Source organism: Actinomadura sp. KC345, assembly GCF_004348515.1.
In the GTDB taxonomy this organism is placed as follows: Bacteria; Actinomycetota; Actinomycetes; order Streptosporangiales; family Streptosporangiaceae; genus Spirillospora.
On the sequence record NZ_SMKH01000202.1, the window covers coordinates 1 to 14,653 of the forward strand.

The following is a 14,653-nucleotide window of genomic DNA, read 5'->3' on the forward strand; positions in this document are numbered from 1 at the left end:
GGGATGACCAGGGGGGTTCCGGTCTCCGGGCAGTCGATCACCTGGCACGGGATGCGGAAGACGTCCTCGACCAGCTCGGCCGTGACCACCGCGGACGGCTCGCCCTCCGCCACGATCCGGCCGTCCCGCATGGCGATCATGTGCGTGGCGTACCGCGCGGCGTGGTTGAGGTCGTGCAGGACGGCGACGACCGTCCGGCCCTCCTCGTGCAGGGCGGCGCACAGGTCGAGGACCTCGATCTGGTGCGCGATGTCGAGGAAGGTCGTCGGCTCGTCCAGCAGGAGCAGCGGGGTCTGCTGGGCCAGCGCCATCGCGATCCAGACGCGCTGGCGCTGCCCGCCCGACAGCTCGTCCACGTGCCGGTCGGCGAGGTCCTCGACGCCGGTCGCGGCCATCGACTCCGCGACGACCTTCTCGTCCTCCCCCGACCACTGGCGCAGCAGGCTCTGGTGCGGGTACCGGCCGCGCGAGACGAGGTCGGCCACCGTGATCCCCTCGGGCGAGATCGGCGACTGCGGCAGCAGACCGAGCGTCCGCGCCAGCTTCTTGGCGGGCCAGCCCGCGATCGGGTCGCCGTCCAGGACGACGGTGCCGGAGGAGGGCCGGAGGATCCGGGCCAGCGCACGCAGCAGTGTGGACTTGCCGCACGCGTTGGGGCCGACGATCACGGTGAACGAGCCGTCCGGCACGGCCACGTCGAGGTCCTCGGTGATGGTGCGCCTGTCATAGCCGAGTGTGAGGCCCGCACCGGCCAGCCGGCTCTTTCCGTTCTCCGGCCCCCGCCCGCCGCCGTCCGTTCGACGAGCTTCGCTCGGCCGCCTGTTCGCCATCAGATCCGTCCCGTCTTGCGTTCGTTCATGAGGAGCCAGACCAGGTATCCGCCGCCGAGGAGCCCCGTCACCACGCCGACGGGGAGCTGGCGCCCGGGGACGGCGTTCTGCGCCGCCCAGTCGGCGGCCACCAGCAGCGCCGCGCCCATGCACATCGCGGGCAGCAGGTTGGGTCCGGTGGTGCGGGTCAGGCGCCGGGCGAGCTGCGGCGCGGTCAGCGCGACGAACGCGACCGGGCCGGCCGCCGCCGCGGCCAGGGAGGTGAGCAGCACCGCCGCGGTCAGCATGACCAGCCGCACCCGCTCGATGGGGACGCCGAGCCCGTGCGCGGCGTCGCCGCCCATCTCCAGCATCCGCAGCGCCCGGCCGCAGACGACGAGCACGAGCGGCCCGAGGACGGCGAGCCCGGCGAGCACGGGCGCGGTGTCCGCCCAGTCGCGGCCGTCCAGGCTGCCGGTCAGCCACAGGACGGCGCGGGCCGCGTCGACGATGTTCGCCTGGGTGAGCAGGTAGCCGTTCACGCCGGTGAGGATCGCCGCGACGCCGATGCCGACGAGGACGAGCCGCTGGCCGTGCGCGCCCCGGCGTCCCGCGACCGCCAGCACGATCAGCCCGGTCGCCAGGCCCCCGGCGGCGGCGCCCGCGGCGGCCGTGAGGCTGCCGCCGCCGGTCAGCACGATCACGGCGAGGACGCCGGTGGACGACCCCTGGGTGAAGCCGAGGATGTCGGGGCTGCCGAGCGGGTTGCGGACGAGCGACTGGAAGATGGCCCCGGCCAGGCCGAGCGCCGCGCCCACCGCGAGCCCGGCCGCCACGCGCGGCAGCCGGATCTCGTTCACGATGAGCGAGTCGGCGGGCGAGCCCTGCCCGGCGAGCGTGCGCACGACCTCGGCGGGACTCATCGGGAAGTCGCCGGTGCCGATGAGGAGCACGCCCGTCCCGAGCGCCACGGCCAGGCAGACTGCCGCCACCGCGATGGCGCGCGGGCGGAACCGGAACGAGAGCCCGGCCGGCGTCCGCACGACGGCGGAACGCGGGCCGCGGGCCGTCGCTCGCCCCGTCATGAGGCGGCCGTCCTGCCGAGCGGGCGGCGGACGAAGTAGAGGAACAGCGGCCCGCCCGCCACGACCATCACGATCCCGACCTGGAGTTCGGAGGGCCGCGCGACCACGCGCCCGAGGACGTCGGCGGCCAGCATCAGCGCGGGCGAGAGGACCGCGCAGTACGGGAACAGCCAGCGCAGGTCGGATCCGGTCAGCGCCCGGACGAGGTGCGGCACCATCAGCCCCACGAAGACGATCGGCCCGCAGGCCGCGGTCGCCGCGCCGCACAGCAGGGTGATCGCGATGATCGCGGCGACCCGGGCCCGCCCGGGGTCGGCCCCGAGCGCGCGGGCGGCGTCCTCGCCCATCGCCATCGCGTTCAGCGGGCGGGCCAGCAGCAGGGCGATCACGAGGCCCGCGACGACGAACGGGGCAACGCGCACGACGGTGTAGTCCTGCGCGGAGGCGAGGGATCCGACCGTCCAGAACCGCATGCGGTCGAGGGACGCGGTGTCCAGGAGCTGCACCGCGCTCACGTAGGAGAACAGCGCCGCGTTCAACGCGGCTCCGGCCAGCACCAGCCGGACCGGGGTGGCGCCGCTGCCGCCGCCGATCGCGTACAGCAGCACCGCGACCGAGCCGGCGCCCGCGAACGCGAACCACACGAACCCGGTGAACGAGGTGACGCCGAGGAAGGAGATCGCCGAGACCACGGCGGCGGCGGCGCCGGCGTTGATGCCGAGCAGGCCGGGGTCGGCGAGCGGGTTGCGGGTGAGCGCCTGCATCACCGCGCCGGCGAGCCCGAGCGCCAGGCCCGCGAGGAGGCCGAGGACGGTGCGCGGGAGGCGCATGTCGTGGACGATCGGGTACGCGGCCGAGTCGGCGTGGAACAGGCCGTCCCAGGCCTCGCCGGGCGACAGCGGCTTCGCGCCGACCGCGAGGCTGAGCGCCGCGGCGGCGAGCAGGAGCAGCAGCGCCCCGACGAGCCCGGCAGCCCGCCTGCCGCCCGGCTTCCGCTCGGCCGGCGGCGTGAGCGGCGGGGGTCTGGTCGACAACACCTGGCGGGCTCCGGAGACGTGCCGGCGGGACCGGGTGACCGATCCCACCTATGAACAAGACTTAGGTTAGGTTAACCTAAGTGCCGATCAAGCCCGCAATAGGGCCACCGTCGTTGATTCTTGGAGTACGTCCGAAATGTCGAACACCGGAGCCCGCCGGCTCCCCCGCGCCGCCCTCTCCCGGCGGGGCTTCCTCGGCGCGGGCGGTGCCGTCGCCCTCGGAACCCTCCTCGGCGCGTGCGGCGGCGGGGGCGGGAGCGGCCCGGCCTCCGGGGGCGGCGCCTGGTCGTTCACCGACGACCGCGGCGAGAAGGTGCGGCTGGACGCGCGGCCCGAGCGCGTCGTCGGCTACGTCGCCGCCGCCGCCGCGCTGTACGACTTCGGCGTCGACGAGCAGATCGCCGGCGTGTTCGGGCCGACGAGGCTCAAGGACGGCAGGCCCGACCCGCAGGCCGGGAACCTGCCCGTCGACCGGCTTGAGATCATCGGCAACGCGTTCGGCGAGTTCAACATCGAGAAGTACGCCAACCTCCGCCCGGACCTCCTGGTCAGCAACATGTTCCTTGAGGACGAGCTGTTCTACGTCCCGCCGGAGAGCAAGGACAAGATCTTCAAGCTGGCGCCCAGCGCCGCGATCGCGGCCGGCGCCGTCCCGCTGCCCAGGCCGATCGAGCGGACCGGCGCGCTCGCCGCCGCGCTCGGCGCCGACCTGAAGGCCGGGAAGGTCACCGCCGCCAAAGCACGGTTCGAGAAGGCGGCCGAGGCGGTACGCGCGGCGGCCGGAGCCAACGGGGGCCTGAAGGTGCTGGCCGCGTCCGCCAGCCCCGACCTGTTCTACGCCTCCAGCCCGGACAAGAACACCGACCTCATCTACTTCAAGGAACTCGGCGTCGATCTCGTCGTCCCGGAGAACCTCGACCAGAACGGCTTCTTCGAGAACCTCAGCTGGGAGAACGCCGACCGCTACAAGGCCGACGTCATCATGCTGGACTCCCGCACCCAGGCGCTCCAGCCCGGCGACCTCGGCGACAAGCCCACCTGGAAGGACCTGCCGGCGGTGAAGGCCGGGCAGGTCGTGCCGTGGAACCCCGAACCCCGCTTCTCCTACGAAGGCTGCGCGCCGATCCTCGAAGCCCTGGCCACCTCCCTGAAGTCCGCGAAGAAGACCGGCTGAAAGGCGGCATCGTGACGAAACCGGCCCACCCCTACGCGTTCTTCGACCTGCACGTCCTGCGGGCCGAACGGCTCGGCCCGTCGATGGTCCGGGTCACCCTCGGCGGCGACTCCCTGAACGGCTCCGCCGAGACGCCCTTCGTCACCGCCGGCCGGGACCAGCGCATCAAGCTGTTCCTCCCGCATCCGCACCAGGACGCGCCCGTCATGCCGGAGAACAACGACGGCGAGACCTGGTTCGCCGACTGGCGGGCCCTGGACCCGGCCGAACGCGGCATCATGCGCTCCTACACCGTCCGCGACCAGCGGCCGGGAGAACTCGACGTCGACTTCGCCCTGCACTCCAACGGCACCTCGGGACCGGCCGCGACCTGGGCGGCCGCCGCCCGCTCCGGCGACCGCCTCACCGTCCTCGGCCCGACCGGCGCCGACAACGGCGGCTACGACTTCCGGCCGCCGCCCGGAAGCCCGGTGCTGATCGCGGGCGACCTGACCGCGCTGCCCGCCATCGCGGGGAACCTCGCCTGGCTGCCGGCCGGGACGCCCGCCCATGTGTGGATCGACGTCCCGGAGCCCGGCGACCGGCAGGACCTGCCGTCGGCCGCCGACGCGGAGATCACGTGGGTCTCCCCCGGCGGCCTGCTGGACGCCGTCCGCGCCGCCGGCGTCCCGGACGGCGCCTACGCCTGGATCGCCGGCGAGTCCGCCGTCGTCAAGGCGCTGCGCCGGCACCTGGTGAACGAGCGCGGCCTGGACCGCCGCGCCGTCACGTTCACCGGCTACTGGCGCCGCGGCGCCACCGAGGAGGACCTGCTCGCCGAGTCCATCACCGGCGGCAGCCCCGCCACCGAGGAGTGACCCGCCGCCGCCACGGGGCCGGGCGGCGGCTTCACCGGTCGGTCTCGTCGAGGGTGAGGAGGTCGTGCCTGATCACGCCGGCGCGGTAGGCGGCGCCGCCGACCGTCTGGGCGGTCACCGGGGCGGTGAGCAGCTGGAAGAACGCGACCAGGATCAGCGGGGTGACGGCCGAGAGGGAACCGGCCTGGGGCGCCACCCCGGCGAGGACCAGCAGCAGCCCGATCGTCTGCGGCTTCGTCGCGGCGTGCAGCCGGGCGAGCAGGTCCGGGAAGCGCAGGACGCCGAGGGCGCCGAGGACGGAGAAGACCCCGCCCGCGGGCAGCAGGACGGCGGTGACGACGTCGCCGGCGCTCATGCGCGCTCCCCGCGCGCCCCCGCCAGGCGGGCCGCGCTGACCGAGCCGACGAAGGCCAGCATCGACACGACCAGCAGGAGCGTGGCGTGCGCGGGTTCGCCCCAGTAGGCGGCGTGCACCGCGATGCCGCTGACCAGCAGGACGGCCATGACGTCCAGCGCCATGATGCGGTCGAAGCTGGAGGGGCCGCGCACCAGCCGCACGGCCGCCATCAGGAACGCGACGCCCAGCAGGATCATGGTCAGGACGTAGACGGTGTTCATCCTTCCTCCTTCGGTGGTGCGTCCTCCCAGGTCACGAACGCGCGCATCAGCCGCTCCTCGGTCCTGGCCACGCCGTCCCGCGTCGACTCCGCCTGCTGGAGGTCGCGGACCGGCATGGCGTGGATGCGAAGGACGGCCCGCTCCGCGTCCAGGTCGATCAGGAGGGTGCCGGGACGGAGGGAGATGCTGGTCGTGACCCCCAGGAGGATGACCTCTGAACGGGAGCGCATGTCCACGTCCAGGATGGCGCTGCGCACCTGTCCCGGCCGGTACAGCGCGTGCCAGCCGATGACCAGGCTGGACAGGAGCAGGTCCCAGACGAACTCGGCGACGGCCATGGCGAGGCGCAGCGGCCGTACCCGCCTGACCAGGGGGACGGCGGGCAGCCGGCTCGCCGGGTAGGCGGCGGCGATGACGAGCACGCCGCCGGCCACGGTGAGGGCGTCGGCCCGTCCCCACAGCAGCAGCCAGATCGCGAGGAGCCACACCCCCATGACGAGGCGGGAGGCGATGCGGCGGAGCCCGGGGGTCATGGCGCGCCTCCGTCCAGCACGGCGTTCCGGTACGGCGCCGGGTCCAGCAGGTCGGTCGCGGCGCGCTGGCTCCACGACGCCAGCGGCCCGGCGAGCACGGCGATGAACAGCCCTCCGACGACCAGGACCGCCGTGACGGCCCCCATGAGGCGCCTGCTTCCCTGCGTGTAGGAGCCGGAGGCGGGCGGCTCGCCGGCCTCCTTCGGGCGGGGGCGCCAGAACCCGAGCGTCCAGATCCGGGACATCGCCAGGAGCGTGAGCAGGCTCGCCAGCACCGCCACCGCGGTGACGGCGTAGGCGACGCGCTCCCCCGAGCCGAGGCCGGCCTGGAACAGCGCGAGCTTGGCGATGAAACCCGAGGTCGGCGGCATCCCGCTCACGCTCATGGCGGGGACGAAGAACACCACGGCGATGAAGGACGACGCGCGTGCGATGCCGCCGAGGCGGCGCAGCGAGGTCTCCCCGGTGAGCCCCTGCATCAGGTCGCTGACCAGGAACAGCGCCGCCTGAACGACGATGTGGTGGACGAGGTAGAGAATCGCGCCGGTGAGGCCGGCGACGGTGTAGAGCCCCAGGCCGAACAGCATGTAGCCGATGTGGCCCACCAGGATGAAGGAGAACACCCGGTGGATGTCGTCGTGGGTGAGCGCGCCGAGGGTGCCGACGAGCATCGTCGCGGCCGCGAGGACGAGCATGATCCACGACACCTGCTCGCGGGGGAACAGCAGCGTCTCCACCCGGATGAGGGCGTAGATGGCCGCCTTGGTCAGCAGCGCCGCGAACACGGCCGTGACCTTGGTGAGGGCGGCCGGGTAGCTGTCGGGCAGCCACAGGTGCAGCGGCGCGATCGCCCCTTTGATCCCGAACACGACGAGGAACAGCAGCCCGAGCGCCGTCCGGGTGCCCTCGGGCAGGTCCGCGATGCGCCCGGACAGGTCGGCGAGGTTCACCGAGCCCGCCGCGGCGTAGGTCAGGCCGATCGCGGTGAGGAACAGGATCGAGGACATGAGGCTGACCACGGTGTAAGTCATGCCGGCCTGGACCCGCTCGGCCGTCGGGGTGAGCGTCATCAGCACGTAGCTGGACGCCAGCATGATCTCGAACGCGACGAAGAGGTTGAACAGGTCGCCGGCGAGGAAGATCAGGCAGACCCCGGCGGTCAGCGTGAGATACGCGGGATAGAAGATTCCCGGCTCGTGCCCGCCGAGCCCGCCGGCGCCCTCCGCCACGGCGTGGAGCATGATCGCGAGCAGCACGGCGGTGGACACCACGAGCAGCAGCGCCGCCAGCCGGTCCGCGACGAGCGTGATGCCCAGCGGCGCGGGCCAGCCCCCCATCTGGACGGCGATCACGCCGTCCCGGGCCACGGCCGCGAGCAGCCCGCAGGAGGCCGCCAGCGATCCCGCCACGGTCAGCGGGCCGAGGACGCGCAGCCACACCTCCCGGCGCCGGCTGATCATCATCAGCGCGGCCCCGAGCAGCAGGAGCACGAACGGCAGCGGGACGAGGACGCTCATGCGCCCTCACCGCCGTTCCGGTGCGGGGCGTCCTCACCGGAGGCGCCCGCGTGCTCGGGTTCGTGCTCCTGCGCGTCCTCCTCCAGGGGGTCGGCCTCCTCGCCCGCGCCTGCGGCCCAGGCTTCCCGGCGGCGCTCGGCGTGGATCCGGCGGTCCTCGACGTCGTCGCGCACCTCGTCCTCGCCCAGGGTGATCCGGCTGCGGTACGCGAGCGCCAGCAGGAACGCCGTCACGCCGAAGGTGATCACGATCGCGGTGAGCGCCATGGCCTGCGGCAGCGGGTCGGCCATCGGGCGCTCGGACTCCTTGCCGAGCAGCGGCGGCGAGCCGGCGGCCCCGCCCGCCAGCAGCAGGAGCAGGTTGGCGCCGTGTCCGAGCAGCATGAAGCCGACCACGATCCGGACGAGCGACCGCTCCATCAGCATGTCGATGCCCGCCGCGAACAGCACGGCGACGGCCACGACGAGGACGAGGGCGGGGCCGGTCACGGTCGTGCTCCTTCCGCTGCCCCGCCCTCCTCCGGACCGGCGTCCTCCACGGCGCTCTCGTCGAGGCTCGCGCCGAGGGTGGTGAGGATCGTCAGCACCAGCCCGAGCACCAGCAGGTACACCCCGGCGTCGAAGAACAGGCTGGTCGGGAGCTTGACGTCGCCGATGACGGGCAGCGCGGCGTGCAGCACCTCGCCCTTGAGGAACTCCCCTTTCCCGAACCCGCCGAGCGTCCATCCGGCGGCGCCCGTGGCGACCGCCAGGCCGAGCCCGCCGCCGAGCAGGACGCCGGGCCGCACGGGCAGCGCGGCCGCCAGTTCCCACCGCCCGCCCGGCAGGTAGCGCAGGACGTACGCCATCGCCGCCACGAGCCCCGCCACGAAACCGCCGCCGGGACGGTTGTGCCCCGCGAAGAGCAGGTAGACGGAGAACACCAGGATCGCCGGGCCCAGCAGGCGTGCCGTGGCCGCCGCCGGCACCATCGGCGCGCCGCCCACCGCGGGCCGGCCCGACGTGGCGAGCCAGCCCCGCCCTCCCGGCTCGCCGGTTCCGGGGTCCTCGGCGGGCGGGCGCCGCGTACGGCGCCCGGTGAGCACGAGGCCGATGACGCCCATCGAGGCCACGGCCACGACCGTGATCTCGCCCAGGGTGTCCAGGGCCCGCGTCTCGACGAGGATCATGTTCACGACGTTGCCGGTCTCCTCCTCCGCGGCGAGGCCGGCGTGGCCGGGTCCGGTCGGGGGGCCGACCCGGCTCAGCGACGCCACCAGCAGGAACGTCGCGACGAACCCGCCGAGCCCGAGGCTGATCAGGGCGGTCACGATCCGGGCGGACCGCTGCCGCCGGCGTGGCGGGAACCGCTCCGGGAGCCGCCGCAGCACCAGCACGAGCGTGATCAGCAGGAGCGTCTCCACGACGAGGTGGGTGAGCGCGAGATCCGGTCCGCCCTGCACCACGAAGAGCCCGCCGATCGCGTAGCCGGTCCCGGACATCAGCAGCGCCGCCGACAGCCTCCGGCGGGCCAGCAGCGCCGCGAGGGCGCAGACGATCACGACCACGCCGAGGACGCTCTGGATCGGGTCGTCCCAGCCGCGCAGGATGTAGGACGACGGGTCGGGGGCCGTCCCCCGGGCCAGGCCCACGGCGAGCGCGGTGCCCGGCACCACGAGCACGGTCGCCCCGATCACGCCGAGGTAGAAGGGCAGCGAGCCGGCCTGGAGCCGCTTCGTGACCGCCTGCGCCCCCGCGAGGGTCGCGCGGATCACTCCGTTGTAGATCCGCTGGCCGTCCAGGACGGGCCACCGCATCCGCCGGTCGGGCAGCGACCTGACGTACAGGAGGAAGATCCCGGCGCCCGCCGCGACGGCGAGCGCGGACAGGGCGATCGGGAGCCCGAGCCCGTGCCAGAGCGCGAGCTCGTAGCCGGGATCCCCGCTCATCGTGTCCGCGTACGGCGCGACCATCGCGTGGACCGGCCCGGCCGTGAACCCCAGGACGAGCCCGGCGGCGGCGGGCACCGCCATGGGCACGACCATCCCCCACGGGTCGCCCGGCCGCGCCTCGTCCCGTCCACCGCCGAAGGCGCCCTGCAGGAACCGCACACCGTAAGCCGTGGTCAGCGCGGAGCCCGCCACCACCCCGATGAGCACGGCGGCGTCCAGGCCGCCGTGGGCGAACGCCTTGAACGCGGCCTCCTTCGCGACGAATCCGAGGAACGGCGGCAGGCCGATCATGGACGCGACCGCCGCCGTGGCCACGACGGCGGTCACCGGCAGCCGCCGCCACGCCCCCGACAGCTCGTCGATGCGGCGCGTCCCGGTCCGGTGCTCGACGACGCCGGCGGCCAGGAACAGCGGCGCCTTGAACACGCCGTGGGCCAGCAGCAACGCGGTTCCCGCCAGCGCCGCCGTCCGCGTCCCGTCCCCGAACAGGACCATCAGGAAGCCGAGCTGGCTCACGGTCCCGTAGGCGAGCAGCCTTTTCAGGTCGTTCTGCCTGAGCGCGAGGACACCGCCGACGAGCAGGCTCACGAGCCCCACGCCGATCACCGCCGGCCGCCACAGGCCGGTCTCGGCGAACGCGGGCGACAGCCGCGCCACCAGGTAGACGCCCGCCTTGACCATGGCCGCGGCGTGCAGGTAGGCGCTCACCGGCGTGGGCGCCACCATCGCCGCGGGCAGCCACGCGTGCAGCGGCATCTGCGCCGACTTGGCGAACGCCCCCAGCAGCACCAGCACCAGGCCCGCCTCGGCCGCGTTCCCGCCCGGCGGGTCGGCGATCAGCGCCGAGATCCGGTAGGTCCCGGCGGTCTGGCCGAGCACCACGAACCCCGCGAGCATGACCAGCCCGAACGCGGTGGTCATCAGCAGCGCCTGGGTCGCCGCGCGCCGGTCCTCGGCCCGCTCGCGCCCGGTCGTGCCGATCAGGATGAAGGAGCTGATCGTGGTGAGTTCCCAGAACACGTAGAGGACGAGCAGGTTGTCGGCGAGCACCAGCCCGGTCATCGCCCCCGCGAACGCCACGAGCGTCCCGACCATCAGCTTCTCGGAACGCTCGAAGTACCAGCCCGCGTAGCACAGCGCCACGGCGCCCACCCCGCCGACGAGCAGCAGCATGACGACCGACAGCGCGTCCAGCCGGAAATCGATCAGGAGCCCGAGCTCGCCGGACCAGGCGACCGTCTCGGTGAGCTCCCCGTCCCCCGCGCGCAGGGCGGCCCAGGCGGCCGTCCCCGCCGGAAGCACGGCCGCGGCGCAGGCCATCACCCGCCGATGCCGTCCCAGCGCCCAGGGAACGACGAGGGCCACGACGGCATAGGCCGCAACCAGCATCACCATGCCGTCCGCAGCCCCCCTCCGCCAAGCCACGACCCACTGAGCGCGCACAAGCCGATCTACCCGACCAGCACTCCCGAAACGGAGCCCCGCCCACGACCGAGGACCCGGCAGCGATCTTCTGGGCTCGCACTACGAGGAAGAGCGGTGCGGATCGTGGTGATCCGCACCGCCCTCGGTGGGTCCCGGCGCCGTCAGTGGCGCCGGGAGGTGTTCATCGGCCAGGACCGAGCCGCGAGGCCCGGTCGGGCCAGTGACCGTACCCCTGGTCTCCGACGAACAGGTAGCCGGAGACCGAGGTGTCGGTCAGCGGGCCGTCCCCGCCGACGCCGGTCTTCGTGAGATCCCCGTCGACCGTCTCCATCAGCCGGTGAAACCTCTCCACCGCGGTGTCCTCGGAGCCGGGGAGCCGGACCAGGGCCGCGAGTTCGGAGGCGACCGGCCGGTAGACGGTCGTGCTCATGACCGCCGGCTCGACCTCGTCGATCGCGCTGATCAGCATGGTCTTGTGGATCGCCATGAACCGGGGATCGGCCTCCGGACTGCCGGTGCAGGTGTGCGCCTGGAGGCGGTGGACGTCGACCCAGATGACGGCGTAGACGTCTTCCGAGTTCTTCTTGGATTCCAGGGCCCGCGTCAGGGCCTCGGTGCCGGGCAGGTTCGCCAGCGCCCTCTCTGCCTGCGAGCAGCCCTCGGCGTGAGTCGTCGGCTGGTCGTCGGTCGTTCCGAGCGTGCAGCCGCTGGCGAGCAGTGCCGACACCGCGAGGAGCAGCGCGGCGATCCCGCGTCGTTTGGTAGGCACGTTGGGTCCTCCGGATCTTCTTTGTGGACCGCTCTTTCCGGCGGTCGCTCTCCGAGGACCGTCGCTGGTCGGCGCCGGTCGGCAATGCGTGCCCTCCGAGTTCGCGCAGCGTCTCCGATGAGTGGGACGAGGTCCATGACTCTGGAGTGGGCAGGCACCTGCGGATCGTGCAGCAGGACTCTGCCGCGCCGCCCGCCCCGGCCCGTCCTGCCGCCCTACCGAACGGCGGTGGCCGGGGGTGCTCCGCAGTGGTGGGGGCGGGGCGCCCGCGAAGGGGCCTCGGAGAGGAGGTTCCGCGAGTACGGTCCTCGATATGACACTTCTTCCGGACCTTCAGGAATGGATCGATCGGGCCGCTGAGCGACATGGGGTGCCGGGGGCCGCGGTAGCCGTCGGGGTGGGAGCTCGGCTGGCCGAGGCGGCCACCGGGGTGATCAATCTGGACACCGGGGTGGAGGCCACCGCCGACAGCCTGTTCCAGATCGGGTCCGTCACCAAGGTCTGGACGGCCGCCCTGGTGATGCAGCTGGCCGAGGAAGGGCTGGTCGATCTCGACGAGCCGGTCCGAAGGTACCTCCCCGAGTTCGGGGTGCTGGACGCCGCCGCCTCGGAGAGCATCACCGTGCGGCAGCTGCTGTCGCACACCGGCGGGTTCGACGGGGACCTGTTCGAGGACACCGGACGCGGGGACGACGCGGTGGCCAGGTTCGTCGCGTTCATGCGCGGCAGCGCCCGGCAGGTCAGCGGCCCTGGGGAGCTGTTCTCGTACTGCAACGCCGGCTATTGCGCGCTCGGCGCCCTGGTCGCCGGGCTGCGCGGGCGCACGTGGGAAACCGCCATGCGGGAGCTGCTGATCGAGCCCCTCGGGGCGCGGCACATGGCGCTGTACGCCGAGGAGGCGATCATGTTCCGGGCCGCGGTCGGGCATGTCGGCGAGCCGCCGCGGGTCTCGCCGCGGCGGGAGCTGCCGCAGTCGAACGCGCCGGCCGGTTCCACGCCGAGCGCCGCGCCGCGCGACCTCGTGCGGTTCGGGCGGATGCTCCTGGCCGACGGCGCGGCGGCCGACGGGACACAGGTGCTGCCCTCGGGGACCTTCGCCGAGATGTGCCGCCCGCAGGTCACGCTGCCCCCGCTGGGTGAGCGGTACACGTCCGCCTGGGGCCTCGGGCTGATGCTCTTCGACTGGGACGGCAGGCCCGTGGTCGGCCACGACGGCGGTACGCCCGGCCAGACCACGGCCTGGCGCATCGTTCCCGACCGCGACCTCGTGCTCGCCGTCCACGCGAACGGCGGCCGCGCCCCGGCCTTCATCGACGAGGTGCTGGCGCGGATCCTCTCGTCCGCGGCCGGGCTCCGCCTGCCGCCGCGGGCGCTGCCGCCGGACGCCCCCGTGCCGTTTTGGCCGGAGACCTACACCGGCCGGTACTCCGCACGGTCGGTCACCTACGAGGTGAAGGCCGCCCCCCGTGGACTGGACATCACCGACACCCCGCAGGGCCCCGCGGCGCGCTTCGGGAAGGGCGGCACGACCACCCGCTACGTCCACGCGGGCGGCGGCCGCTTCGTAGGCGTCGCCCCAGACGAGGGTGTGCACCCACTGATCGCCTTCCTCCAGAACGGCCGCTTCCTCTACACCACGCGCACCGTCCCACGAGTCCAGGACTAGGGACCGAGCGCAGATTCCGCTGCCCACACAAGACACCAGCGCGAGCAGCTCCCTCCCGCATCAGCAACTCCCGGACCGCCGAGCGGCACGGTTTCCAATCGGGCTCGCCACCTCAAGGAGGAAGCCAAGGCGGTTGAAGGTCCCCGTTTCCGGGCTCTGACCAGCATGAGGACCATCGCGGCCAGGTTTTTCGAGGTTTCTTCCCGTTCGGTGTCCATCCCGGGCGACCTCCTTCGTCGGTGGGGCAAAGACCATCGGCGAAGAGAGGCAAGAACCATGTCGAACACCGAGTACCTGACCGCCACCGTGACCGTCGACCGGACGCCGGAAGAGGTCTTCGAGGCCATCATCAATGCCCGCGGATGGTGGAACCAGAATCTCATCGGTCACTCCGCCGCCCCGGGCGACGAGTTCGTCTTCACCGACGACACCGCGTACGCCGGCGAGACGGCCCGGGAAGCCAAGGAGGGCATCCGCTTCGCCCGGTTCCAGGTCACCGAGGTCGTACCCGGCCGGCGGGTGGTCTGGCACGTCGTGGACTCCTACCTCAGCTTCATCGACGACCACGACGAGTGGACCGGCACCAAGGTCATCTTCGACCTCGCCGCCGATGGGCAGAGCACGACGCTGCACTTCACGCACGAAGGTCTCACCGCGGAGGAGTCCGCCTGCTTCGAGGCGTGCTCGCGCGGGTGGACCTTCTACATCACCCAGAGCCTGCCGCAGCTGATCACCACCGGCTCAGGCCAGGCCTTCGCGAGGTACGACCACTGAGCCCGCGAGCTGAAGGGAATAGGGCCTGAGCAGCACCGAACGCGCAGTCTCAAGCTCCCGGCCCGGTGCGTCTCAGCCCTCCACGAGCTCGACAGTCCGCAGACGGGTGCCCTCCTGGACGCAGGGGGCGTCGGTGAGGAGGGTTCGCGAGTACGGTCCTCGATACGACGCTTCTTCCGGATCTTCAGGAATGGCTCGATCGGGCCGCTGAGCGACATGGGGTGCCGGGGGTCGCCCCCCGGGTGGGCACTGCGGGTCGTGGCGAAGGTGCGGCGAAGCGCACCGAACAGACCACACCCCCTCGGCTCCCGCGACTGGACTCGAACCAGTAACCTGCCGGTTAACAGCCGGCTGCTCTGCCGATTGAGCTACGCGGGATCGTGTGTGCGGCGGGGCGGTGGGCCCCTTGGCGCGTCTAGGTTAGCGCATGTGGGGGGCTGTTCGCGCACGCGTTATGGG

Annotated in this window: 14 protein-coding genes and 1 tRNA gene; 4 read left to right on the forward strand and 11 right to left on the reverse strand. The window is 72.9% G+C overall.

Going from position 1 to position 14,653, the window contains the following annotated elements; all coding sequences use genetic code 11:
* From E1281_RS27280 to E1281_RS27290, 3 genes are all read right to left on the reverse strand, one after another.
* Nucleotides 1–830: ABC transporter ATP-binding protein (locus tag E1281_RS27280; protein ID WP_131882579.1), on the reverse strand; the 830-nt coding region annotated here is incomplete at its 3' end.
* Entirely contained in the window at nt 830–1,894 is a 1,065-nt protein-coding gene (locus tag E1281_RS27285) for an iron chelate uptake ABC transporter family permease subunit (protein WP_131882580.1), read from the reverse strand. The genes E1281_RS27285 and E1281_RS27280, both read right to left, overlap by 1 nt.
* A complete protein-coding gene (locus E1281_RS27290; protein WP_207943518.1) occupies nt 1,891–2,928 on the reverse strand; it encodes an iron chelate uptake ABC transporter family permease subunit in 1,038 nt (345 codons plus the stop codon). Before E1281_RS27290 ends, E1281_RS27285 begins: the two co-directional genes overlap by 4 nt.
* A 139-nt stretch (nt 2,929–3,067) precedes the next feature.
* Here E1281_RS27290 and E1281_RS27295 point away from each other — a divergent pair, with 139 nt between their 5' ends.
* Nucleotides 3,068–4,105, forward strand: a complete 1,038-nt coding sequence (locus E1281_RS27295) for an ABC transporter substrate-binding protein (protein ID WP_131882582.1) — start codon at nt 3,068–3,070, stop codon at nt 4,103–4,105.
* Between the two features lie 11 nt (nt 4,106–4,116).
* On the forward strand, nt 4,117–4,962 hold the full coding sequence (locus E1281_RS27300; protein WP_243717462.1) for a siderophore-interacting protein: 846 nt from the start codon (nt 4,117–4,119) through the stop codon (nt 4,960–4,962).
* 31 nt (nt 4,963–4,993) lie between these two features.
* Here E1281_RS27300 and mnhG read toward each other — a convergent pair whose 3' ends face one another.
* The 7 genes from mnhG to E1281_RS27335 form a co-directional block, all read right to left on the reverse strand.
* Entirely contained in the window at nt 4,994–5,317 is a 324-nt protein-coding gene (gene mnhG, locus E1281_RS27305) for a monovalent cation/H(+) antiporter subunit G (RefSeq protein WP_131882583.1), read from the reverse strand.
* Nucleotides 5,314–5,580, reverse strand: a complete 267-nt coding sequence (locus tag E1281_RS27310; protein WP_131882584.1) for a monovalent cation/H+ antiporter complex subunit F — start codon at nt 5,578–5,580, stop codon at nt 5,314–5,316. Before E1281_RS27310 ends, mnhG begins: the two co-directional genes overlap by 4 nt.
* Nucleotides 5,577–6,113, reverse strand: coding sequence for a Na+/H+ antiporter subunit E (locus tag E1281_RS27315; protein WP_131882585.1), 537 nt, complete (start codon nt 6,111–6,113; stop codon nt 5,577–5,579). The genes E1281_RS27310 and E1281_RS27315 overlap by 4 nt, the downstream gene beginning before the upstream one ends.
* Complete coding sequence (locus E1281_RS27320; RefSeq protein ID WP_131882586.1) at nt 6,110–7,630, reverse strand: Na+/H+ antiporter subunit D; 1,521 nt, start codon at nt 7,628–7,630, stop codon at nt 6,110–6,112. Before E1281_RS27320 ends, E1281_RS27315 begins: the two co-directional genes overlap by 4 nt.
* Complete coding sequence (locus tag E1281_RS27325) at nt 7,627–8,118, reverse strand: Na(+)/H(+) antiporter subunit C (RefSeq protein ID WP_131882587.1); 492 nt, start codon at nt 8,116–8,118, stop codon at nt 7,627–7,629. Before E1281_RS27325 ends, E1281_RS27320 begins: the two co-directional genes overlap by 4 nt.
* On the reverse strand, nt 8,115–10,955 hold the full coding sequence (gene mbhE / locus E1281_RS27330) for a hydrogen gas-evolving membrane-bound hydrogenase subunit E (protein WP_131882588.1): 2,841 nt from the start codon (nt 10,953–10,955) through the stop codon (nt 8,115–8,117). Before mbhE ends, E1281_RS27325 begins: the two co-directional genes overlap by 4 nt.
* A 211-nt stretch (nt 10,956–11,166) precedes the next feature.
* The gene (locus tag E1281_RS27335; RefSeq protein ID WP_131882589.1) at nt 11,167–11,754 is read right to left on the reverse strand and encodes a hypothetical protein; all 588 of its coding nucleotides are present in this window, start codon (nt 11,752–11,754) and stop codon (nt 11,167–11,169) included.
* A 313-nt stretch (nt 11,755–12,067) separates the two neighbouring features.
* On the opposite strand from E1281_RS27335, the gene E1281_RS27340 reads away from it, so the two are divergent.
* Both E1281_RS27340 and E1281_RS27345 read left to right on the forward strand, forming a co-directional pair.
* Nucleotides 12,068–13,420: a serine hydrolase domain-containing protein gene (locus E1281_RS27340; protein WP_131882590.1), complete on the forward strand. Its 1,353-nt coding sequence runs from the start codon at nt 12,068–12,070 to the stop codon at nt 13,418–13,420.
* Nucleotides 13,421–13,696: 276 nt separating this feature from the next.
* Nucleotides 13,697–14,194 (forward strand): SRPBCC domain-containing protein, encoded by a 498-nt coding sequence (locus E1281_RS27345; protein WP_131882591.1) that lies wholly within the window; start codon nt 13,697–13,699, stop codon nt 14,192–14,194.
* Nucleotides 14,195–14,499: 305 nt separating this feature from the next.
* Here the strand turns inward: E1281_RS27345 and E1281_RS27350 are convergent.
* Nucleotides 14,500–14,572: transfer RNA gene (locus tag E1281_RS27350), tRNA-Asn, on the reverse strand.
* Nucleotides 14,573–14,653 lie beyond the last annotated feature (81 nt).